22 protein-coding genes are annotated in these 21,490 nt (G+C 55.4%); 14 read left to right on the top strand and 8 right to left on the bottom strand.

What is annotated here, in order from left to right; all coding sequences use genetic code 11:
* Window positions 1-56: 56 nt before the first annotated feature.
* The 6 genes from rng to csrD all read right to left on the bottom strand — a co-directional run bounded on the left by rng (window position 57) and on the right by csrD (window position 7,131).
* On the bottom strand, window positions 57-1,526 hold the full coding sequence (rng, locus tag M2406_RS13595) for a ribonuclease G (RefSeq protein ID WP_012147102.1): 1,470 nt from the start codon (window positions 1,524-1,526) through the stop codon (window positions 57-59).
* A gap of 38 nt (window positions 1,527-1,564) precedes the next feature.
* Window positions 1,565-2,149, bottom strand: coding sequence for a nucleoside triphosphate pyrophosphatase (locus M2406_RS13590; RefSeq protein WP_115183656.1), 585 nt, complete (start codon window positions 2,147-2,149; stop codon window positions 1,565-1,567).
* A gap of 10 nt (window positions 2,150-2,159) precedes the next feature.
* Entirely contained in the window at window positions 2,160-2,648 is a 489-nt protein-coding gene (gene mreD, locus M2406_RS13585) for a rod shape-determining protein MreD (RefSeq protein ID WP_012147104.1), read from the bottom strand.
* Window positions 2,645-3,649, bottom strand: a complete 1,005-nt coding sequence (gene mreC, locus M2406_RS13580; protein ID WP_026142554.1) for a rod shape-determining protein MreC — start codon at window positions 3,647-3,649, stop codon at window positions 2,645-2,647. The genes mreD and mreC overlap by 4 nt, the downstream gene beginning before the upstream one ends.
* Window positions 3,650-3,743: 94 nt before the next feature.
* Window positions 3,744-4,787 (bottom strand): rod shape-determining protein MreB, encoded by a 1,044-nt coding sequence (mreB, locus tag M2406_RS13575; protein ID WP_012147106.1) that lies wholly within the window; start codon window positions 4,785-4,787, stop codon window positions 3,744-3,746.
* 412 nt (window positions 4,788-5,199) lie between these two features.
* Complete coding sequence (gene csrD, locus M2406_RS13570) at window positions 5,200-7,131, bottom strand: RNase E specificity factor CsrD (RefSeq protein WP_135344859.1); 1,932 nt, start codon at window positions 7,129-7,131, stop codon at window positions 5,200-5,202.
* 293 nt (window positions 7,132-7,424) lie between these two features.
* Between csrD and M2406_RS13565 the strand changes: the two genes are divergently transcribed.
* The 13 genes from M2406_RS13565 (at window position 7,425) to lpxP (ending at window position 19,256) form a co-directional block, all read left to right on the top strand.
* A complete protein-coding gene (locus tag M2406_RS13565) occupies window positions 7,425-8,402 on the top strand; it encodes an MDR family oxidoreductase (protein WP_012147108.1) in 978 nt (325 codons plus the stop codon).
* 121 nt (window positions 8,403-8,523) lie between these two features.
* Complete coding sequence (msrP, locus tag M2406_RS13560; protein ID WP_135344858.1) at window positions 8,524-9,525, top strand: protein-methionine-sulfoxide reductase catalytic subunit MsrP; 1,002 nt, start codon at window positions 8,524-8,526, stop codon at window positions 9,523-9,525.
* Window positions 9,526-10,125 carry a protein-methionine-sulfoxide reductase heme-binding subunit MsrQ gene (gene msrQ / locus M2406_RS13555; RefSeq protein WP_012147110.1) on the top strand — a complete coding sequence of 200 codons (600 nt, stop codon included), beginning with the start codon at window positions 9,526-9,528 and terminating at the stop codon, window positions 10,123-10,125.
* A gap of 241 nt (window positions 10,126-10,366) precedes the next feature.
* Window positions 10,367-10,819 (top strand): type II 3-dehydroquinate dehydratase, encoded by a 453-nt coding sequence (gene aroQ, locus M2406_RS13550; protein ID WP_012147111.1) that lies wholly within the window; start codon window positions 10,367-10,369, stop codon window positions 10,817-10,819.
* A gap of 32 nt (window positions 10,820-10,851) precedes the next feature.
* On the top strand, window positions 10,852-11,316 hold the full coding sequence (gene accB, locus M2406_RS13545; RefSeq protein WP_012147112.1) for an acetyl-CoA carboxylase biotin carboxyl carrier protein: 465 nt from the start codon (window positions 10,852-10,854) through the stop codon (window positions 11,314-11,316).
* Window positions 11,317-11,326: 10 nt separating this feature from the next.
* Complete coding sequence (accC, locus tag M2406_RS13540; RefSeq protein ID WP_012147113.1) at window positions 11,327-12,676, top strand: acetyl-CoA carboxylase biotin carboxylase subunit; 1,350 nt, start codon at window positions 11,327-11,329, stop codon at window positions 12,674-12,676.
* Window positions 12,677-12,816: 140 nt separating this feature from the next.
* A complete protein-coding gene (locus M2406_RS13535) occupies window positions 12,817-13,059 on the top strand; it encodes a YhdT family protein (protein ID WP_112347145.1) in 243 nt (80 codons plus the stop codon).
* Window positions 13,049-14,494: a sodium/pantothenate symporter gene (panF, locus tag M2406_RS13530; RefSeq protein ID WP_259190332.1), complete on the top strand. Its 1,446-nt coding sequence runs from the start codon at window positions 13,049-13,051 to the stop codon at window positions 14,492-14,494. The genes M2406_RS13535 and panF overlap by 11 nt, the downstream gene beginning before the upstream one ends.
* Before the next feature lie 12 nt (window positions 14,495-14,506).
* Window positions 14,507-15,388 carry a 50S ribosomal protein L11 methyltransferase gene (prmA, locus tag M2406_RS13525; protein ID WP_017894177.1) on the top strand — a complete coding sequence of 294 codons (882 nt, stop codon included), beginning with the start codon at window positions 14,507-14,509 and terminating at the stop codon, window positions 15,386-15,388.
* 186 nt (window positions 15,389-15,574) lie between these two features.
* Entirely contained in the window at window positions 15,575-16,309 is a 735-nt protein-coding gene (locus M2406_RS13520) for a carbonic anhydrase (protein WP_012147117.1), read from the top strand.
* Window positions 16,310-16,695: 386 nt separating this feature from the next.
* Entirely contained in the window at window positions 16,696-17,661 is a 966-nt protein-coding gene (gene dusB / locus M2406_RS13515; RefSeq protein WP_012147118.1) for a tRNA dihydrouridine synthase DusB, read from the top strand.
* Between the two features lie 21 nt (window positions 17,662-17,682).
* Entirely contained in the window at window positions 17,683-17,979 is a 297-nt protein-coding gene (gene fis, locus M2406_RS13510) for a DNA-binding transcriptional regulator Fis (RefSeq protein WP_000462905.1), read from the top strand.
* A 356-nt stretch (window positions 17,980-18,335) separates the two neighbouring features.
* A complete protein-coding gene (gene lpxP / locus M2406_RS13505; RefSeq protein ID WP_112362633.1) occupies window positions 18,336-19,256 on the top strand; it encodes a kdo(2)-lipid IV(A) palmitoleoyltransferase in 921 nt (306 codons plus the stop codon).
* Between the two features lie 98 nt (window positions 19,257-19,354).
* On the opposite strand, the gene M2406_RS13500 is transcribed toward lpxP, so the two are convergent.
* A complete protein-coding gene (locus M2406_RS13500) occupies window positions 19,355-20,044 on the bottom strand; it encodes an LrgB family protein (protein WP_012147121.1) in 690 nt (229 codons plus the stop codon).
* Entirely contained in the window at window positions 20,037-20,459 is a 423-nt protein-coding gene (locus tag M2406_RS13495; RefSeq protein ID WP_259190331.1) for a CidA/LrgA family protein, read from the bottom strand. The genes M2406_RS13500 and M2406_RS13495 overlap by 8 nt, the downstream gene beginning before the upstream one ends.
* A 139-nt stretch (window positions 20,460-20,598) precedes the next feature.
* Between M2406_RS13495 and M2406_RS13490 the strand changes: the two genes are divergently transcribed.
* Entirely contained in the window at window positions 20,599-21,486 is an 888-nt protein-coding gene (locus M2406_RS13490; RefSeq protein ID WP_259190329.1) for a LysR family transcriptional regulator, read from the top strand.
* Window positions 21,487-21,490: the final 4 nt, after the last annotated feature.

Here is a 21,490-nt window from a genome sequence, read left to right as displayed (position 1 = left end):
GGAGGCCCAGCATGCTGGGCCCCACCAATACCGGACTTTGGCCGCCAACGGGCGGACTACATCATGACAACGTCAAATTGTTCCTGGCTGTACAAGGGTTCGATCTGCACCTTGACCTGTTTGCCAACAAAGATTTCCACTTCGGCCAGCGCATGGGACTCTTCGCTTTTCAGCGCCTCACCCACCGCCGCAGAGGCGTAAACCAAGAAACGATCTGAATCATAAGCATGGTGCACGCGCACTATTTCACGCAAAATTTCGTAGCACACGGTTTCCACAGTTTTCAGGGTGCCGCGTCCATGACAAGTAGGACAATCATGGCACAGCACATGTTCAATGCTTTCACGCGTGCGTTTACGCGTCATTTCAACTAAGCCTAGCTGAGAGAAGCCGTTGATCGTGGTTTTTACCCGATCTTTACTCAGCGCCAGCTCCAGCGAATGCAGCACCCGACGACGATGTTCGTCATTATTCATATCAATAAAGTCGATAATGATAATGCCGCCCAGATTGCGCAGCCGCAGTTGGCGGGCAATCGCCTGGGTCGCTTCGATATTGGTATTAAAGATAGTTTCGTCGAGATTGCGATGGCCGACAAAGGCGCCGGTATTGATATCCACGGTGGTCATCGCTTCGGTCTGATCGATGATCAGGTAACCGCCGGACTTCAGCTCAACCTTACGCTCCAGCGCACGCTGGATCTCGTTTTCAACATCATACAGATCGAAGATCGGCTGACTGCCGGTGTACAGCTCCAGCTTGGCGGTAATATCCGGGATGTACTCACCGGTAAATTCCACCAGCAGATCGTGGGTCAGACGCGAGTCCACACGGATCCTGTCCAGCGCCGCGCCGGCGAAGTCACGCAAAATACGCTGCGCCAGCGCCAGCTCACCGTACAACTTGTACTTGGTCTGGTTGCGCTTTTTACGCTCCATCACCTTGGTCCACAGGCGCTTGAGGAAGGCGGCGTCTTGCGACAGCTCTTCTTCACCAATGCCCTCTGCCGCGGTGCGGATGATAAAACCACCCAGTTCATCGCAGTAACCGGCGACGGCTTTTTTCAGGCGATCGCGCTCGGCTTCACTTTCAATACGCTGCGAAACGCCAACGTGCGCCGCCCCCGGCATGAACACCAGGTAACGCGAAGGCAGGGTGATGTCGGTGGTCAGGCGTGCGCCTTTGGTGCCTAGCGGATCTTTCACCACCTGCACCATCAAATCCTGCCCCTGGCGCACCAGCTCGGCAATATCGCGCACGTGGAAATTTTTCTGCTCATCACCGGCGACACATTCGGTGTGCGGCATGATATCGGAGGCGTGCAGGAAGGCCGCTTTGTCCAGGCCGATATCGACGAATGCCGCCTGCATACCCGGCAACACGCGACTTACGCGCCCTTTATAAATATTGCCGACAATGCCGCGCTTGGATTCGCGCTCGATATGGATCTCTTGCAGGATGCCGCCATCAATATAGGCAACCCGCGTTTCAGACGGTGTGATATTAACCAGTAGCTCAGCTGTCATGCCTTCTCCTCAGAGCCGGTCGATAATGGCAGCGCCCATCAACCGGTTCTTACATCACGTAATGCGACAAAATTACTGAGCAGCTCATGTGTTTCGACCAACGGCAAGCCCATCACCGCGTGATAACTCCCGGTTATCGTCCTGACGAAACAACCACCCTTTCCTTGAATTCCATAGGCGCCCGCTTTATCCATCGGTTCGCCCGTTGCAATATAGTCGCAGATATCCTGCTGTGACAGGTTGCGGAATGTCACGTCTGTCACCACTAGTTGGCACAGAACATCATGGCGATCGGCGATCGCCACCGCGGTCATCACCTGATGCTGTCTACCCGACAGCGCCGCCAGCATTTGCGCCGCATGCGTTTCGCTTTGGGGTTTTTCCAGCACCCGGCCATTGAGCACGACAATGGTATCCGCGCCCAGCACCGGCCAGTCCTGCTGGGCCAGCGCCACGCCTGCCCTGGCCTTATCCTGCGCCAAACGGCGCACATAGACTTCCGCAGCTTCCCCTTCCTGCCGTTGTTCTTCGGTATCCGTCAGGATAATTTCAAACGCCACGCCCAACAGGGTCAGTAATTCACGTCGACGGGGAGAGCCGGAGGCCAGATAAAGCGAAGTCATTGATATACCCTTACTGTACGGCGAACTGACGGCGGATTTTGCGCATCAGCAGGAATAACCACGGCCACAGAATGCCGTTTACCACACTACTCCAGAACACCTCTGGGCGGAAAGAAACGTTGATCACTAAAAACTCGGCCCAGAACACCACAACATCCATAGCCAGTGACAATAGCACGACGATCAGCGCCTGTTGCCAGAGGGCCATGTTGCGGAACAGTTGGAATTTAAACGCGACCAGATAGGCAATGATCCCCAGCGCCAGCGCACGCACACCCAGCGTAGAACCGAGGATCAGATCCATAATCAACCCCAGCACAAAGCCGGTGCCGACGTTAACCCGGTGCGGCAGTGCCATTACCCAGTAGATCAGGATCAAAGCCAGCCAGGAGGGCCGGAACATGTAGATCTGTTCCGGCCACGGCATAATTTGCAGCACCAGCGCCACCAGGAATGACAGCCAGATTATCCAGCGCCCATTACTGCGGTAGCGATTCATTGGGTCACTCCCGCGGCCGGTGCGGCGGTTTGCGGCACTGCAACGCCGGTTGCCGGTGCCGGCAGTGGCTGTTGCGGCCCCATGGCATCGGCCGGTGGCAGCACCTGAGGCATCATCTGCATCAGCCGCTCATTGGCGACACGATGCACTTCGTCCGGCGGCAACGGCATATCGCCATTACGATCGGCACCCCACAGCAACAACAAATAGCGCAAACGCTGCAGACCCGCCGTCGGGCGTGCCTGGATCACGGTATAAGCCCGCTGGTTATCAACTTTAACCGAGGACACCACCGCCACCGGATAGCCTTCCGGGAAGCGGCCGCCCAGGCCGGAAGTGACCAGCACGTCGCCCACGCGAATATCGGTATTGTTCGGCAAGTGTTCGAGCTGTAAATCGTCGGCACAACCGCTGCCTGCAGCGATCACCCGGATATCATTGCGCAGTACCTGGATAGGCAGCGCGTGTGAAGCATCGCAGATCAGCAGCACGCGGCTGGTGACTTTCGCCACCGCGACTACCTGGCCGACTACGCCTTTATCACTGATGACCGGCTGGCCTTCATAAACGCCGTTGTCCGAACCTTTGTCGATCACCACCTGGTCGCTGTAAGGATCAGATCCGGTCGAGATCACCTGGGTGACCATTTTGTGTTCGTCCTGGCGCAGCGGCGAGCCTAACAGCTCACGCAAACGGGCGTTTTCCTGCTTGAATTGGCCAAGAAGAAGAATATCGCTGTTTTTCAGCAGCAGTTCCTGCCGCAGAGCACGGTTTTCCAGCTCCAGCTGTTGGCGGGTAGCCAGCGTTTCTGAAACGCTGTCCAAAACCTTACGCGGCCCATTGGCCAGAAAATAGAAAGGGCTGACGGCCGTATCCATGTAGTTACGTATTTTCACGAACGTACCGAGACGGCTGTCGGCAACGATCAGGCAGATAGCCACAATCACTGCTAAAAAAAGTCGTAGTTGCAGGGAAGGCCCCCTGCTAAAAATCGGCTTCATAAATTATGCGTGTTCCTCGACAACAGAAAGAGGAACCGTACCCGATTTTCGCTTTGCGCATTCATCCGATACGATTCCTCCTTCCTGGGGCTGACTATTCTTCGCTGAACAAATCGCCGCCATGCATGTCGATCATTTCCAACGCCTTGCCGCCACCGCGAGCTACGCAGGTCAGCGGATCTTCTGCCACGACTACCGGAATACCGGTTTCTTCCATCAGCAGGCGATCCAGGTTGCGCAGCAATGCGCCACCGCCGGTCAACACCATGCCGCGTTCGGAAATGTCGGAAGCCAGCTCCGGCGGACACTGTTCCAGCGCGACCATCACCGCACTGACGATGCCGGTCAACGGCTCCTGCAGCGCTTCGAGGATTTCATTGGAATTCAGGGTAAAGCCGCGTGGCACGCCCTCAGCCAGGTTACGGCCGCGAACTTCGATTTCATGCACTTCATCGCCCGGATAAGCTGAGCCGATGCCGTGCTTGATACGTTCGGCCGTCGCTTCACCAATCAGTGAGCCATAGTTACGACGCACATAATTAATGATGGCTTCGTCGAAACGGTCACCGCCGATACGCACGGAAGAAGAGTAGACCACACCGTTGAGTGAAATCACCGCCACTTCGGTAGTACCACCACCGATATCCACCACCATTGAACCAGTCGCTTCAGAAACCGGCAGGCCTGCACCGATTGCCGCAGCCATTGGCTCTTCAATCAGAAACACTTCACGCGCACCGGCCCCTTGGGCGGATTCGCGGATGGCACGACGTTCAACCTGAGTTGCGCCGACCGGCACACACACCAGCACGCGCGGGCTTGGCCGCATGAAGCTGTTGCTGTGAACCTGTTTGATAAAGTGCTGCAGCATTTTTTCAGTCACGAAGAAGTCGGCGATAACGCCGTCTTTCATCGGACGGATAGCCGCGATATTGCCGGGGGTACGCCCCAACATCTGTTTAGCCTCATGACCCACGGCCGCAACGCTCTTGGGTGAACCGGCACGATCCTGGCGAATGGCAACCACCGAAGGTTCGTTCAGTACAATGCCTTGCCCTTTAACATAAATCAGGGTATTGGCGGTACCCAAGTCGATGGACAAGTCATTGGAAAACATGCCACGAAATTTCTTAAACATAACTAAAGGATAATCCTGCAAGCTGGGGGCGGAAAATAAAATCCGCCTACTTTACCAACCACACGAAGCAGCGACAAGGCGCAAAAACGTTCTACTTCGGTGAAAAATAGTCTGTATTGTTTCTGCTCGAATGCACGGAAATTGGATGAGGCCTGAATTCCCTGAACAAAGGCTCAGTTTACCACCCTGTCAGCGCACGAAACGGCGTAACACAGCTCATAAAATCTAACATATTCCCTGATTGCCGTTGGTGGTAAGCACCTACCAACGTTCAACAGAAAAGGACTGACAAGAGCCTATATCAAATAGGCGTCATTGTCGCAGGCAGTTTGGGGATAACCCCAAAAAGACAGATAAAATAGCCCAGATGAATTGGCGCTCATTCTACGTCAATTTTTGCCCGGCATTCAGGTTAAACGCGATAACGACGCGAATATTTTTTACGCCCTGCGTCTATCGGTTCCGGCGACGCGAAAAAGTCACCCTGCCCGCCGAGGATCCCGCGATCTTTCAGCGTCTGCCATTCATTACGCGTCCGCACGCTGGCGGCAAAAACCTGGGTACTGGTCCCTTCGCAGGCACCCGTCAGGCTCTGAACGAACAGCTGATTCTCATCCCGCTTATCAATACTCCGCACCAAACCAGGGTGGAGCTTGACCAGTTCCACCGGTAAGGACTTGATATAGGAGGTACTAACCACGGTTAACCCCGCCTGGGACACGGCCAGACGACACCCCAATCCAGAGAGTAATCTCAACACCGGGCGCAAACGGTCGATATGTTGACACACGTCTGCCTCTGCAAGTTCAATCAGAATTCGCCGACGATGACTTTTTTCACACTGTAACAGGCTATCACGCAGCCAACGCTGGAAAGTGCGTTGCAATAATGAATCTACGGACAGCGTAAATGCCAGCGTTTCTTCAGGCCACAGCGCCAGTAAAGGAAGAATGCGACTCAAATGCTGGCGGTCGTAACTTTCCGCCAGCCCCAACTGCTGCACCAACGGCATATATTCAGATGGCAGCAGTTCCTGGGTCCCATCGTATATCCGGCTCATGATCTCCCGGTGATGAACTTCCCCCTCCACCGTCACTGCCGGTTTCTGGTACAACCGTGGCCCGCCCCGCGCCAGCACCTGTTCCAACAGAGTGCGCCATTTGACGCTGCCGCGCCCTTTTTCCGGCACCTGGCTGTCGTAAACATACCAGCCGTTTTCCCCCTGCAGCGTCGCGTGGCGCGTGGCCTGCTCTGCATGATCAATCACCTGTTCGGTACTTTGTCCGCTGCGGTAGGCCACAATACCGATATGCAAAAACGCCTCGCGATCGATAAGCGCCGTCGAAGGCAAGGCGTCAATGGCATGAACCAACTGTGAAGCAATGCCGTCCGCCTCTTTCAGCGTGCGATGCGGCAACAGAACGGTGAAATCGCTGTGGAAATAGCGCGCCAGCAACGCCGCCGGATAGCGCATCACGAAGGTCGACAACAGATTGACCAGTGAATACATCAGTTCTTGCACCGCACTGTTGCCGTGGGTTTCCCGCAGCGTGTCGAAATCCGGTAATCGCACCATCATGACAATGCCGTGCGAACCTTCCTCTTCCAGTTGGGTGGTCAGTTGGTTATCAAAGAACAATCGGTTGTTCAGCCCGGTTTTGGCGTCCTGAGCGGCAAAGGCGCGGATCAGCGTATCGACCCGGCTACGCTCCTCGCGCGCTTCCGTCAGATCCGCCAGCAGGCGATCGAGTGCTCCGCTGACGTTTGCCGGCCATTCGCGCACGTCGCCCTGCATCACGCTCTCTCGTTCGCCATTAAGAATACGGCGTGCACGGCGTTCCAGCCGGTCCTCCCCGTCGGCCTGATCGCGTAACCAACGCAAACTGAGCAGCAAGATAACCACCATCACGACGATCGACAAAGTGACAGCCGCAGTGGATTGCAACGAACGCACGTCGCTGGCGAAAGGGTCAATATAGGTAATGCGTAGCGAAGCGCCGGGATGCTGCATCAACGGCAGGGAAACCTGCCGGTAGCCGTTGAGCGATTCCCAGGGCTGCTTTACCGTTGGCAGATGATAAGAAAGAAGATTGCTGTGGCTGGTATCCACGCTGACGGCCACGATACCAAGCGGACGCATCACCAGCGGTAACCATTGTTCCTGTTCCTGTGGAGATTCACGCAGCATCGCCTGATCGAGCGAGGTCATCAGCGAATTGAAGCGGCGATCCAGCCTCTCCTGAGTGACGTAAAAGTAACTGTATGAGCAGCCCATCAGCATCAAAAACATCGCCAGAGCAACAAGCAGGGTGATCAATGCAGAGAGCTTGGTGGTAAATCGCATCCCTGTGCCTTGTCCGTTATGGTTACGTGAATTATCACCTTTGGTCGTATAAAGGCCCCGAATCCGCTCAAAAGAATCCAACACAATACCCTGATTTTTAATTAGTCACTGGCGTATCCTTGACGATCATCGCCGGCAGTTCATGCCGCCAAACTACCAAGCATCATCAACGAAGAAAACCTTCAATCACCCTTTTTTGTCTTTTATCAGGACATAAATTTCTTATATGCATATAGTCAATTAAATCGGATCCAGCCATCCATGACAAAATTGCAAACAAGAGGAAGAGTGACATGCGTGCACTGTTATTGGAACAACAAGACGATCAAACTCTGGCTCGCGTCAAAGATATCAACAGTGACCAACTGCCCGACGGCGATGTCACGGTAGACGTTAATTGGTCCAGCATTAACTATAAAGACGCGTTGGCGATCACCGGCAAAGGCAAAATCGTGCGTAACTTCCCGATGGTGCCAGGCATCGACTTCGCCGGTACCGTGCGCCAAAGCCGCGACGATCGTTTTAAAGAAGGCCAAAGCGTGGTGCTTACCGGCTGGGGCGTGGGTGAAAACCACTGGGGCGGCCTGGCCGAGCAGGCGCGTGTCTCCGGGGAATGGTTGGTGCCGTTGCCAAACGGATTGGATGAACGTAAAGCGATGATCCTCGGTACCGCCGGCTTTACCGCCATGCTGTGCGTGATGGCGCTGGAAGAAGGCGGCGTACATCCGGATGACGGCGACATTTTGGTTACGGGTGCCAGCGGTGGCGTCGGCAGCACGGCGGTCGCTATTCTGGCGGCGCTGGGTTATCACGTCACGGCCATCAGCGGCCGTGAAAGCAATACCGACTACCTCAAAGCGCTCGGCGCCAAAGAAGTCCTGTCGCGTGACGGCTATCTCGAAGCTCCGCGCCCACTGGAAAAGCAACTGTGGGCCGGTGCGGTGGATACCGTCGGCGACACTATGCTGGCGCGTGTTTTGGCGCAAATGAACTATAACGGCACGGTCGCCGCCTGTGGCCTGGCCGGTGGTTATCACCTGCCGACCACGGTGATGCCATTTATTTTGCGCAATGTTCGTTTGCAAGGGGTCGACTCGGTGCACACCCCGTTGCATCGCCGTCAAACCGCCTGGGAGCGCCTGGCCGGTATCCTGCCGGACAGCTTCTACCAGCAAGCCACCCAGGAAATCACGCTGGAGCAGGCACCGGCCACGGCTGCCGCACTGTTGGACAACAAAGTTACCGGCCGCACCCTGGTAAAAATCCGCTGAGTCTGACGGCCCCCCGCAACGGGGGCCTATCCCGTCTGCGAAATTTCATATTTTCCCTCCGCCTCTCGCATAAGGCCTGGTTTCACGCCATGCTTACACCATAAATTGCGGAGAAAATACCATGAGCAAACAACGAAAACTCACTGAGGCCGATGTCACGCCAGAGAGCGTATTTTATCAGCGCCGCAAAGTGTTGCAGGCGTTGGGCATTACCGCCGCATCACTGGCCCTGCCGCATAATGCGCAGGCCGATTTGCTGTCATGGTTTAAGGGTAACGATCGGCCCAAGGCACCGCCGGGTAAACCGCTGGAGTTCAGCAAACCTGCCGCCTGGCAGGCCCAGTTGGCCTTGACGCCCGAAGATAAAGTCACCGGCTACAACAACTTCTACGAATTCGGTCTGGACAAGGCCGATCCGGCAGCCAATGCCGGCGGCTTGAAAACCGAAGGTTGGCAGGTGCGCATCGACGGCGAAGTCGCCAAACCGATCACGCTGGACATAGATGATTTAATCAAACGCTTCCCGCTGGAACAGCGCATCTATCGCATGCGCTGCGTTGAAGCCTGGTCAATGGTGGTGCCGTGGATTGGCTTTGAATTGGGTAAACTGATCAAATTCGCGGAACCCAACAGCAACGCACGCTACGTCGCTTTCCAGACGTTGTACGACCCGGAACAGATGCCCGGCCAGAAAGACCGCTTTATCGGCGGCGGGTTGAAGTATCCCTATGTCGAAGGGCTGCGTCTCGACGAGGCGATGAACCCGCTGGCACTGCTGACCGTCGGCGTGTACGGCAAAACGCTGCCGCCGCAAAATGGCGCGCCGCTGCGCTTGATCACCCCATGGAAATACGGTTTTAAGGGGATAAAGTCGATCGTCCATATCCGCCTGGTGCGCGATCAGCCGCCGACCACCTGGAATCAGTCGGCGCCGAATGAATACGGCTTCTACGCCAACGTGAATCCGCACGTCGATCATCCCCGCTGGTCGCAGGCCACCGAGCGTTTTATCGGTTCCGGCGGCATTCTGGACGTTAAACGCCAACCCACCCTGCTGTTTAATGGCTATGCGGAACAGGTCGCATCGCTGTACCGTGGCCTGGATCTACGGGAGAATTTCTAAGTGCGTTTGACTCCAACCCATATCAAAGGGATCAAGGTTGCCATTTATCTGGCGGCATTTTTGCCCTTTCTCTGGCTGGTGCTGTCGGTGGATCAGGGCTGGTTCAGCGCCGATCCGGCCAAGGATATCCAGCATTTTACCGGCAGGATGACGCTGAAACTGTTGCTGGCAACCTTGATGATCGCCCCACTGGCACGCTATACCCGCCAGCCTCTGTTGATCCGTTGCCGCCGCCTGGTGGGCCTGTGGTGTTTTGCCTGGGGTACGCTGCATCTGATAAGCTATTCGACGCTTGAATTGGGACTGAGCAATATTGGCCTGTTGGGGCGTGAACTGGTCACCCGCCCTTACCTGACGCTCGGCATCATCAGTTGGCTGATCCTGCTGGCGCTGGCGGCAACCTCGACGTTGTGGGCCATGCGCAAACTGGGGGCCAAATGGCAGACGTTGCATAATCTGGTGTACCTGGTGGCGATCCTGGCACCGATTCACTACCTGTGGTCGGTCAAAACCTTTTCGCCACAGCCCTTCATTTATGCCCTGCTGGCCGTCGTGCTGCTGGCACTACGCTACAAGAAATTCCGTAATTGGTGGCGTTAAAAGGCGGAACTTTTCTGTGTTCTACCCCTCATAATGCGATAACACCCTCATCAGTTTGCAGGTTTTGGGTTGAATATCTTCGCTGATAAGACCAGTATTTAGCTGCGAATTGCTACGATATCGTTATAATGCCCGACCTTGTTTCTGTTCTCAGGGTGAATTTTCCCCTTAACAGGTGACAAATCGGTGACATCGGGTTATTTTCTACGATGATGGTTTTATTGCCGGAGATACCAGCACAATGGCGGATAAGTTTCACATTTTGCTTCTGAACGGCCCCAATCTGAATCTGCTGGGGACGCGTGAGCCGGAGAAGTACGGCAGCACGACGCTAACAGAGATTGTTAACGGATTGGAAAACCAGGCATCCGCACTGGATATTACCCTGAGCCATCTGCAGTCTAACGCTGAACATGCGCTTATCGACTGCATACATCAGGCACGCGGCAACACAGATTTTATTCTGATCAACCCTGCCGCGTTCACGCATACCAGCGTGGCGCTGCGCGATGCATTGCTGGCGGTGCAGATCCCGTTTATCGAGATCCACCTCTCCAACGTGCATGCCCGAGAGCCTTTCCGCCATCACTCCTACCTTTCCGATATTGCGGTGGGTGTGATTTGCGGCCTCGGCGCAGATGGCTACACATTTGCTTTACAGGCAGCGGTTAACCGTCTGTCGAAAACCCACTAATTGCTACGCAAAAAGAGTACGGAATCACACTCATGGATATTCGTAAAATCAAGAAACTGATCGAACTGGTTGAAGAATCAGGTATTTCTGAACTGGAAATCTCTGAAGGCGAAGAGTCAGTTCGCATCAGCCGTGCCGCCCCGGCACAGGCTTACCCAATGATGCCGCAGGCATACGCAATGCCGGCACAGCCGCAGCCAGCACTGGCTACTGCCGTTGCTGCCGCGCCAGCCGAAACCCCTGCAGCACCAGCGGCCATGAGTGGCCACATCGTCCGTTCTCCAATGGTCGGCACCTTCTACCGCACGCCAAGCCCGGATGCGAAAGCCTTCATCGAAATTGGCCAGAAAGTGAATGCCGGCGACACGCTGTGCATCGTTGAAGCCATGAAAATGATGAACCAGATCGAAGCGGATAAATCCGGCGTGGTGAAAGCCATTCTGGTAGAGAACGGCCAACCGGTAGAATTTGACGAGCCACTGGTCGTCATCGAATAACGAGGCGAACATGCTTGATAAAATTGTTATCGCCAACCGTGGCGAGATCGCGCTTCGTATCCTGCGTGCTTGTAAAGAGCTGGGTATCAAAACCGTTGCCGTGCATTCCACAGCAGATCGCGATCTGAAACACGTGCTGCTGGCTGACGAGACCGTGTGTATCGGTCCTGCGCCATCGGTAAAAAGCTATCTGAATATCCCGGCCATCATCTCTGCAGCGGAAATCACCGGCGCAGTGGCGATTCACCCGGGCTACGGCTTCTTGTCTGAGAACGCCGACTTCGCCGAGCAGATCGAACGTTCCGGCTTTATCTTCATCGGCCCGAAAGCCGAAACCATCCGCCTGATGGGCGATAAGGTTTCTGCCATCAACGCCATGAAGAAAGCAGGCGTGCCTTGCGTACCAGGCTCTGATGGCCCGCTGACCGACGACATGGATAAAAACCGTGCCTTCGCCAAGCGCATCGGCTACCCGGTAATCATCAAGGCATCTGGCGGCGGCGGCGGCCGTGGCATGCGCGTTGTGCGCAGCGACAAAGACCTCGAACAATCCATTTCCATGACCAAAGCTGAAGCCAAAGCGGCTTTCAACAATGACATGGTTTACATGGAAAAATACCTGGAAAACCCACGCCATATCGAAATTCAGATTTTGGCAGACGGTCAGGGTAACGCCATTTATCTGGCCGAGCGCGACTGCTCCATGCAGCGTCGCCACCAGAAAGTGGTTGAAGAGGCTCCGGCACCAGGCATCACCAGCGAAATGCGCCGTTACATCGGCGAGCGCTGCTCGAAAGCCTGTGTTGAGATCGGCTACCGCGGTGCGGGTACTTTCGAGTTCCTGTACGAAAACGGCGAGTTCTATTTCATCGAAATGAACACCCGTATTCAGGTTGAACACCCGGTTACCGAAATGATCACCGGCGTGGATCTGATCAAAGAGCAGCTGCGTATCGCTGCCGGTCAGCCGCTGTCGATCAAACAGGATGAAGTGAAGGTTCACGGCCATGCGGTGGAATGCCGTATCAACGCCGAAGACCCGAACACCTTCCTGCCAAGCCCAGGCAAGATCACCCGTTTCCATGCGCCAGGCGGTTTCGGCGTGCGTTGGGAATCTCATATTTACGCCGGTTATACCGTACCGCCGTACTATGATTCCATGATCGGCAAACTGATCACTTACGGTGAAAACCGTGACGTGGCAATTGCCCGCATGAAGAACGCCCTGGCTGAGCTGATCATCGATGGCATCAAAACCAACGTTGAACTGCAGCAGCGGATCATGAGCGACGAAAACTTCCAGCACGGTGGCACCAACATCCACTATCTGGAGAAGAAGCTCGGTCTGCAGGAAACCTAAGGCAGGTAATCCACCTCGCCTGACAGAAGGCCGGTTAATCACCGGCCTTTTTCTTTTGTAACGGCTTGGCAAAAGCCGGCCTTGCCGTAGAATTCCTTACCTTTGGCAAAACCATCACCGTAAACCTATGGGGAACACTGATGGAAACACGCTTTATTCAAGCCCACCGCGAAGCACGATGGGCGCTCGGTCTGACGCTACTGTATCTGCTGGCCTGGTCGCTGGCGGCCTACCTGCCGGACAGTGAATCTGGTATTACCGGCCTGCCACACTGGTTCGAAATGGCCTGCTTATTGGTACCACTGCTGTTTATCGGCCTGTGTTGGCTGATGGTGCGTGGCGTATTTCGTGATATTTCGCTGGAGGACGGCGATGCAAACTGAAGTTATTTTGCCGCTGGTTGCCTATCTGCTGCTGGTGTTTGGGCTGTCGGTTTACGCCTACAGTCGGCGTCAGACAGGTAATTTCCTCAGCGAATACTTCCTGGGTAGCCGATCAATGGGTGGCTTTGTGCTGGCGATGACGCTGACCGCAACCTATATCAGCGCCAGTTCGTTTATCGGTGGCCCCGGCGCCGCCTATAAATATGGCCTTGGTTGGGTGTTGTTGGCGATGATCCAACTGCCCGCCGTATGGTTATCGCTCGGTGTGCTGGGCAAGAAATTCGCCATTCTGGCGCGCCGCTACAACGCCATCACCTTAAACGACATGCTGTACGGGCGCTATCAAAGCCGCCTGTTGGTCTGGTTGGCCAGTCTCAGTTTGTTGGTGGCGTTCCTCGGGGCCATGACGGTGCAGTTTATCGGCGGCGCACGCCTGCTGGAAACCGCTGCCGGCATCCCTTACGACACCGGCCTGCTGATCTTTGGCGTCAGCATCGCGCTGTATACCGCCTTTGGCGGCTTTCGTGCCAGCGTGCTGAACGATGCCATGCAGGGCCTGGTAATGTTGATCGGCACCGTGCTGTTGCTGGTGGCGGTGATCCACGCCGCTGGCGGCCTGCACAGCGCGGTGGACAAACTCCACCAAATTGACCCGGCGCTGGTGTCACCCCAGGGCGGTGAACAGATCCTCAGCCTGCCGTTTATGGCCTCGTTTTGGATCCTGGTGTGCTTTGGCGTGATAGGCCTGCCGCATACTGCGGTGCGCTGCATCTCTTACAAAGACAGCAAAGCGGTACACCGCGGCATCATCCTCGGTACCATGGTAGTGGCAGTGCTGATGTTCGGTATGCATCTGGCCGGTGCGCTGGGCCGCGCGGTGTTGCCGGATCTGAAGATCCCCGATCAGGTGATCCCGACGCTGATGATCACCGTGCTGCCGCCGTATGCTGCCGGCATCTTCCTGGCAGCACCGATGGCGGCCATCATGTCGACCATTAATGCCCAACTGCTGCAGTCTTCCGCCACTATTATTAAAGACCTCTATCTTGGCGTGCGGCCGCAGCAGATGCAGAACGAACGCTTAATCAAACGCTTTTCCAGCCTGACCACCTTGATCCTCGGGCTTTTGGTGCTGCTGGCGGCATGGCGACCGCCGGAAATGATCATCTGGCTGAACCTGCTGGCGTTCGGCGGCCTGGAGGCGGTATTCCTGTGGCCGCTGGTGCTGGGCCTGTACTGGGAACGCGCCAACGCACAGGGAGCGCTTAGCTCAATGGTGACGGGTGCGGTATGCTATACGCTATTGGCCAGTTTTAATCTGCAACTGGCGGGGCTGCACCCTATCGTGCCTTCACTGCTGATTAGCCTGCTGGCATTTTATATCGGTAACCTCGTCGGCGAAAAACGCCGGACGGCGTCATCATTACCCTCTTAAAAGAGAATTGTTATGCCTTGGATCCAACTCAAACTGAACACCACCGGCAGCCAGGCAGAAGACCTGAGCGACGCGCTGGTTGAAAGCGGCGCAGTATCGGTGACCTTTCAGGACACTCACGACAATCCGGTGTTCGAACCGCTGCCGGGCGAAACCCTGCTGTGGGGCGATACCGATGTGATCGGACTGTACGACGCTGAAACCGATATGGCCGAAGTGGTGGCAATGCTGGAACAGCATCCACTGCTGGGCGCCGGTTTCCGCCACAAGATTGAACAGCTGGAAGACAAAGACTGGGAGCGCGAGTGGATGGACAACTTCCACCCGATGCGTTTCGGCCAGCGTCTGTGGATCTGTCCAAGCTGGCGTGACGTGCCCGATCCGGATGCAGTTAACGTGATGCTCGACCCGGGCCTGGCGTTCGGTACCGGCACCCACCCGACGACGGCGCTGTGTTTGCAGTGGCTCGATGGTCTGGATCTGGCCGGTAAGACCATTATCGACTTCGGTTGTGGTTCCGGCATTCTGGCGATTGCCGCACTGAAGCTCGGTGCAGCGCGCGCTATCGGCATCGATATCGATCCCCAGGCCATTCAGGCCAGTCGCGACAACGCGCAGCGTAACGGCGTTTCAGAGCGTCTGGAGCTGTATCTGCCAAAAGATCAGCCTGCCGAACTGCTGGCCGACGTCGTGGTCGCCAACATTCTGGCCGGTCCATTGCGTGAGCTGGCACCGCTGATTGGCTGCCTGCCGAAGTCCGGCGGCCATCTGGGCCTGTCCGGCGTGCTGGCCACCCAGGCAGCGAGCGTGGCGCAAGCCTATGAAGATAAATTCACGCTCGACCCGGTAGCAGAACGCGAAGAATGGTGCCGCATTACCGGTCAACGCAAGTAATCATATTTTTATTCCGATAAAAACCACCGATAACTTAACAAGTTACGGTGGTTTTTTTTCGCCCCAAGATTTCACTGATTTATCCTGATAAAAAGCAGGCGTATTCTGCTGCAGGCGCGATCGCAGCCGATTTTTTTAGCCGCTGCCCGCCAAAGACTATTAACGATTTTTCAATAAGGATTGGCAATGAAAGGGAAATTATTACTCGCCGCTTTACTGATCGCCGGCTTTTCGGCCAACGCCACAGAGCAAGCCCATTGGGGCTATGAAGGTCAGGAAGATCCGGCACACTGGGGAAAACTCTCTCCGGATTTTTCGCTGTGCGAAACCGGTAAGAACCAGTCACCGGTTAATGTTAAAGGTGCTCTGAAAACCCAGCACGACAAACTGAAACTGGCTTTCCAACCAGGCAAACAGCAGATCGTCAATAACGGCCATACCGTGCAGGTAAACGTCAGCGGCGGCAATACCCTGGTACTGGATAACGACACCTTCACGCTGCAACAATTTCACTTCCACGCCCCCAGCGAAAACGAAATTGACGGCAAGCAATTTCCCCTTGAGGCACACTTTGTCTATAAAGACCAACAGGGTGCACTGGCAGTCCTGGCATTGATGTTCCAGCAAGGCAAAGCCAACCCGCAGCTGGCGCAGGCCTGGCGGCAAATGCCGACCGCCGTCGATCAGACCGCGGTGCTGACCACGCCGCTGGATATCAAGGCGCTGCTCCCTCAAAACTTTAACTTCTATCGGTTCAGCGGCTCGTTAACCACGCCCCCTTGTTCCGAAGGGGTAAGCTGGATGGTGCTGGATAAGCCTGTCAGCGCCTCTGCCGAGCAGATCGCTCAATTCCGCGCCGTGGTACAGCATGCGAACAATCGTCCGCTACAGGCGCTGAACGGCCGCGTAATCATCGACTAAGGCTGTCGGAATAACTTCACCGCCGGTTTGATCCCCGGCGGTGAACAAATGCGTTTTTAATCGAAACCTTCACCACGCGATTTCAGCGTAATTGTGCCCCTTCTCAACGCAATACCCTGACAAATGGCCTATATCGCTGCCGATATCCAGCTGAATCGAGACTCAATACAGATAAAATTCTGTTGTGTTGGGAATATTTTATCGAGCACTAATTGACCAAATTTCGTCAACTCATTGTTAAATATATATAATATTTTTATAGATCCTGACGAGGTGCATTTTTATTGCCGAATAGCGCCTGATTGGTCAAAGTTTGGCCTTTCATCTCAACGCAAAAATGCGTAATATACGCGCCCTTGCGGACACAGTATGGTTACTCTTTGTCTATGCGCATTGGACACCACCAGCTTACAAATTGCTTGATTGCGGCCCCGATGGCCGGCATTACAGATCGCCCATTTAGAGCCCTATGTCATGCAATGGGTGCTGGGATGGCTGTATCCGAAATGCTCTCCTCCAATCCGGAGGTGTGGCGGACGGATAAGTCGCGTCTGCGTATGGTCCATAGCGATGAACCAGGGATCCGTTCCGTGCAGATTGCCGGATGCGATCCGGATGATATGGCCGCCGCGGCACGTATTAACGTGGCTGGTGGCGCACAGATCATCGACATCAATATGGGGTGCCCGGCCAAGAAAGTGAACCGGAAGCTTGCAGGGTCTGCATTGCTGCAGTACCCGGATCTGGTTAAACAGATCCTCCACGCGGTAGTTAACGCTGTGGATGTGCCGGTAACACTTAAGATCCGTACCGGCTGGGAACCCGAACACCGTAACTGTGTAGAGATTGCCCAACTGGCCGAAGACTGTGGTATACAGGCCCTGACTATTCATGGCCGAACCCGCGCCTGCCTGTTCAACGGCAACGCGGAGTACGACAGCATTCGGGCAGTTAAGCAGAGTGTTTCCATTCCGATTATCGCGAATGGCGACATTACTGACCCGCATAAAGCCAGAGCAGTGCTCGACTACACTGGGGCTGATGCCCTGATGATAGGCCGCGCTGCTCAGGGGAGACCCTGGATCTTCCGGGAAATCCAGCATTATCTGGACACTGGGGAACTGCTGCCCCCTCCGCCACTTGGCGAGGTTAAGCGTTTGTTGATAGGGCATATTCGGGAATTGCACGGCTTTTACGGCCAAGGCAAGGGATTCCGGATTGCTCGTAAGCACGTATCCTGGTATCTCCAGGAGCACGCCCCGAATGACCAGTTTCGGCGCACATTCAACGCCATAGAGGATGCCAGCGAACAGCTGGAGGCGTTGGAGGCATATTTCGAAAATCTTGCGTAACAAAAAAGAGCTGACAGAACTATGTTCGAACAACGCGTAAATTCTGACGTACTGACCGTTTCTACCGTGAACTCACAGGACCAAGTGACTCAAAAGCCTCTGCGTGACTCGGTGAAACAAGCACTGAAGAACTATTTTGCTCAACTGAATGGTCAAGACGTTAACGATCTGTATGAGCTGGTATTGGCTGAAGTTGAACAGCCACTGTTGGACATGGTGATGCAATACACCCGTGGCAACCAGACCCGTGCAGCCCTGATGATGGGCATCAACCGCGGTACGCTGCGTAAGAAATTGAAAAAATACGGCATGAACTGATACTAGTCAGTTGGCATGTTGAAAAGGCGCAACCTCGCAAGAGGCGGCGCCTTTTTCTTCTTTGATGCTTTATCAAATTCAGGTCAATGCGAATGAGAATATTCGCATGCCACTCCTGCTTATCAGGTCGTATTGTGTGTTACAATATACATTCCTGGAGCCGCCTTCGCGGGCCTGTAGCCCTCCCTCCGAAGCCTGATAGCAGCGCGAACCGCCCCTCGAGTGTAAAGATTTGGTCAATTATGGAATCTGGCTAAACAATAGTGATGTCTGGGTGTCTGAGTGGTCGTATCGCAATTAAGTGGATCCTTGTGCGTTACAGGTTGCTGCCCCTTTTAATGCATAAATGAGTTCATATGAAGCGTCCGCAAAAATTCAAAATGGCCCTGCTACATCCTCGCTACTGGTTTACCTGGTTCGGGCTGGGCTGTCTGTTCTTACTGGTTCAACTCCCCTATCCGGTGCTGCACAAGCTCGGTATATGGATGGGCCGTACCTCGATGCGCTTCCTGAAACGCCGCGTTTCCATTACTCGCCGTAACCTGGAACTTTGCTTCCCGGACATGGACGTGGAACAGCGCGAACACAAAGTGACAGGTAACTTCGAATCCCTCGGCATGGGCCTGCTGGAAACCGGTATGGCCTGGTTCTGGTCAGATAAGCGCGTTAAGCGCTGGTTCAACGTTTCCGGCATCAATCACCTGAAAGCGGCACAGCAAAACCAACGCGGCGTACTGGTAATTGGCGTGCATTTTATGTCGCTGGAGCTGGGTGGTCGTGCCATGGGGCTGTGCCAGCCGATGATGGCGATGTACCGTCCACACAACAATAAAGCGATGGAATGGGCACAAACCAAAGGGCGTATGCGTTCCAACAAGGCCATGCTGGATCGCAAAGACCTGCGCGGTATGGTGCAGGCTCTTAAGCGCGGCGAAGCCGTATGGTTCGCTCCGGATCAAGACTACGGCCCACGCGGCAGCGTATTCGCCCCGTTGTTCGCCGTCGATCAGGCCGCTACCACCAGCGGGACCTATATGCTGGCACGCATGGCCAAGCCGGCGCTGGTACCGGTGGTTCTGATTCGTCGCGAGAAAGGCCGTGGTTATGATCTGCTGATCCAACCGGCACTGGAAAATTACCCTATCAGCGACGAAATCGCCGCCGCGGCTTACATGAATAAAGTGGTTGAGAAAGAGATCATGCGCGCTCCAGAGCAGTATATGTGGCTGCATCGTCGCTTCAAAACCCGGCCGGCCGGTACCCCTTCGCTGTACTGAGCCAAAACCTGATTTTCCAAGCCCGGCCAACGTCGGGCTTTTTTGTGCGCCGTAGCTCTAGGCGAAAGTGACGCGCGAGCAGTCGAGCTGCCGCAGGCTTACCACATCAGTTGCCCTATCAGCGGCGCGGCAATCACCGTGATAATCCCCGCCAGCATCATCACCAGGCTGGAAACCACCCCTTCTTCCTGCCCCATCTCATAGGCTTTCGCCGTACCGGCACCGTGTGATGACGCCCCAAGCCCGGCGCCTTTCGCCAGACTGCTGCGCACCGCCAGCCGCAGGAACAAAATATCCCCAACCGCCATGCCGAACACCCCGGTGATCACCACAAACAGCGCCACCAGATCTGCCTGCCCGCCCATCTGTTTGGCCGCCTCCAGCGCAAACGGCGTGGTGATGGAGCGCACTGCCAGGCTGCGCTGCACCTCTTCCGGCAGCGTCAGCAGTCGCGCCAGCCACACCGAGCTGTAAACCGCCACCAGCACTGCCGTCAGTACTCCGGCGCTGAGCGACAGCCAGTGGCGGCGGATAATATGCAGATTCTCGTATACCGGTACCGCGAAGGCGATGGTGGCCGGCCCCAGCAGCCACAGCAACCAGTGCGTTTCGCCAATGTAATCCTGGTACGAAATATGGGTCACCACCAGCAACAGCACCAGGATCATTGGCGTCAGTACCAATGGCATCAACAGCAAGGTTCGACGGCGGCGGTAGAGTTTTTTATTGGCGAAATAGAGCGCCAGCGTTGCCACAAAGCAGGCGATGCTCAGGATAAAATCATTCATCGCGCTGTTTTCGCCGTTGCAACCAGACTTCCAGTCGATAGACCCGGTCGACCACCAGCCCCGTTGCGGCCAACGTCAGCGTGGTGCTGACGGCAATCACCAGGAAAATCTTCCAGCCCTCAACCATCAGCAACTGGGCATAGTTGACCACCGCCACTACCGCCGGGACGAAGAACAGCAGCATCTCGGCCAGCAGCCAGCGCGAACCGGCCCTGACCCAGTTCAGCGGCAGAATGCGCAGCGAAATCAGCGCCAGCAGCATCAACATGCCGATAATGTTGGCGGGCAGCGGCAAATGGAACTGCTGCACCAGCCGGTCAGCAATCAAAAATAACACCGCGTATAAAACAACCTGGACAGGCACCTGCAAGCGGGCCAGCAAAGAAGGAGCAGCGTGGCGTAACGCCAGTAACATGGAAGATGACCTTAAACAAAAAATTCACGGATTACAGTATACGCAGCCAGGAAACCCCGCCTGAAATGAATTAAAATCATCAATATCATGCCATCAGGGAATAATTTCCCGCTGGTATTGTTCCTGAGGAGAACCCAACGTGGATGTCCGCACTTTGCGCTACTTCGTGGAAGTGGTGCGCCAGCAAAGCTTTACCCGCGCGGCGGAAAAACTGTTCGTCACCCAGCCGACCATCAGCAAGATGCTGCGCCATTTGGAAGAGGAGCTGGAGTGTACCTTGCTGATCCGCGAAGGCCGCAGGCTGCACCTGACCGACAGCGGCCAGGCGGTATATCAGCGCGGTCTGGCCATCATCGATGAATTCCGCCAGTTGGAAGCCGAGCTGGAAGACATCAGCTCGGTGAAAAAAGGCGTGCTGCGGTTGGGCATCCCACCGATGGTCGGCCGACAGATCGCCGATTTGATCCGGCAGTTTCGCCAGACTTATCCCGGCATCGAACTCAAAATTTCCGAACTGGGCGGGCTATCGGTTGAACAGGCGGTGATGTCCGGTGAACTGGATCTGGCGATGACCATTCTGCCGGTCGGTTCCGCTCAGCCACTGACCTTTCTGCCCTTGCTCGGCCACCCCATGTGCGTGGTCGCACCACGAACGCCGCACTGGTTAAACCGTACCAGTATCCACATCTCCGAGTTGGCCAACTGGCCGATCCTGCTTTATAACGAGGACTTCGCGCTCTACAAGATGCTGATGACAGCATTCCGTCAGGCCGGTTTTGAACCCCAGATTGCGGTACGCAGCGGGCAATGGGATTTTCTGGCGTCGATGGTGCAGGCCGGGGTTGGCATCGCCACCCTGCCGGAGCCGGTCTGCCAATGGCTGGATAAGGAAAACCTGATTTGGCTGCCGCTGGAGCCACGCATGGAATGGAAGGTGGGGTTAATCTGGCGTCAGGGCAGCTACCTGTCGCACAGCGCCCAGGCCTGGATCGCCTGTTGTCGCGACTACTGGCCGTCGATGAAATAAACGG

This window comes from Serratia sp. BIGb0163 (assembly GCF_024809935.1).
Lineage (GTDB): Bacteria > Pseudomonadota > Gammaproteobacteria > Enterobacterales > Enterobacteriaceae > Serratia > Serratia quinivorans.
Note: the sequence above shows the minus strand (reverse complement) of the source record. Positions and strands in the feature narration are given on the sequence as shown.

What these genes read in the sequence shown, in the direction of transcription:
- M2406_RS13535 (WP_112347145.1), top strand. Translation starts at nt 12,817, where the DNA reads ATGGAAACACGCTTTATTCAAGCCCACCGCGAAGCACGATGGGCGCTC.
- rng (WP_012147102.1), bottom strand. Translation starts at nt 1,526, where the DNA reads ATGACAGCTGAGCTACTGGTTAATATCACACCGTCTGAAACGCGGGTT.
- M2406_RS13520 (WP_012147117.1), top strand. Translation starts at nt 15,575, where the DNA reads ATGAAAGGGAAATTATTACTCGCCGCTTTACTGATCGCCGGCTTTTCG.
- mreD (WP_012147104.1), bottom strand. Translation starts at nt 2,648, where the DNA reads ATGAATCGCTACCGCAGTAATGGGCGCTGGATAATCTGGCTGTCATTC.
- csrD (WP_135344859.1), bottom strand. Translation starts at nt 7,131, where the DNA reads ATGCGATTTACCACCAAGCTCTCTGCATTGATCACCCTGCTTGTTGCT.
- prmA (WP_017894177.1), top strand. Translation starts at nt 14,507, where the DNA reads ATGCCTTGGATCCAACTCAAACTGAACACCACCGGCAGCCAGGCAGAA.
- M2406_RS13500 (WP_012147121.1), bottom strand. Translation starts at nt 20,044, where the DNA reads ATGAATGATTTTATCCTGAGCATCGCCTGCTTTGTGGCAACGCTGGCG.
- M2406_RS13590 (WP_115183656.1), bottom strand. Translation starts at nt 2,149, where the DNA reads ATGACTTCGCTTTATCTGGCCTCCGGCTCTCCCCGTCGACGTGAATTA.
- fis (WP_000462905.1), top strand. Translation starts at nt 17,683, where the DNA reads ATGTTCGAACAACGCGTAAATTCTGACGTACTGACCGTTTCTACCGTG.
- accB (WP_012147112.1), top strand. Translation starts at nt 10,852, where the DNA reads ATGGATATTCGTAAAATCAAGAAACTGATCGAACTGGTTGAAGAATCA.
- lpxP (WP_112362633.1), top strand. Translation starts at nt 18,336, where the DNA reads ATGAAGCGTCCGCAAAAATTCAAAATGGCCCTGCTACATCCTCGCTAC.
- mreB (WP_012147106.1), bottom strand. Translation starts at nt 4,787, where the DNA reads ATGTTTAAGAAATTTCGTGGCATGTTTTCCAATGACTTGTCCATCGAC.
- M2406_RS13495 (WP_259190331.1), bottom strand. Translation starts at nt 20,459, where the DNA reads ATGTTACTGGCGTTACGCCACGCTGCTCCTTCTTTGCTGGCCCGCTTG.
- accC (WP_012147113.1), top strand. Translation starts at nt 11,327, where the DNA reads ATGCTTGATAAAATTGTTATCGCCAACCGTGGCGAGATCGCGCTTCGT.
- panF (WP_259190332.1), top strand. Translation starts at nt 13,049, where the DNA reads ATGCAAACTGAAGTTATTTTGCCGCTGGTTGCCTATCTGCTGCTGGTG.
- dusB (WP_012147118.1), top strand. Translation starts at nt 16,696, where the DNA reads ATGCGCATTGGACACCACCAGCTTACAAATTGCTTGATTGCGGCCCCG.
- msrP (WP_135344858.1), top strand. Translation starts at nt 8,524, where the DNA reads ATGAGCAAACAACGAAAACTCACTGAGGCCGATGTCACGCCAGAGAGC.
- aroQ (WP_012147111.1), top strand. Translation starts at nt 10,367, where the DNA reads ATGGCGGATAAGTTTCACATTTTGCTTCTGAACGGCCCCAATCTGAAT.
- mreC (WP_026142554.1), bottom strand. Translation starts at nt 3,649, where the DNA reads ATGAAGCCGATTTTTAGCAGGGGGCCTTCCCTGCAACTACGACTTTTT.
- M2406_RS13565 (WP_012147108.1), top strand. Translation starts at nt 7,425, where the DNA reads ATGCGTGCACTGTTATTGGAACAACAAGACGATCAAACTCTGGCTCGC.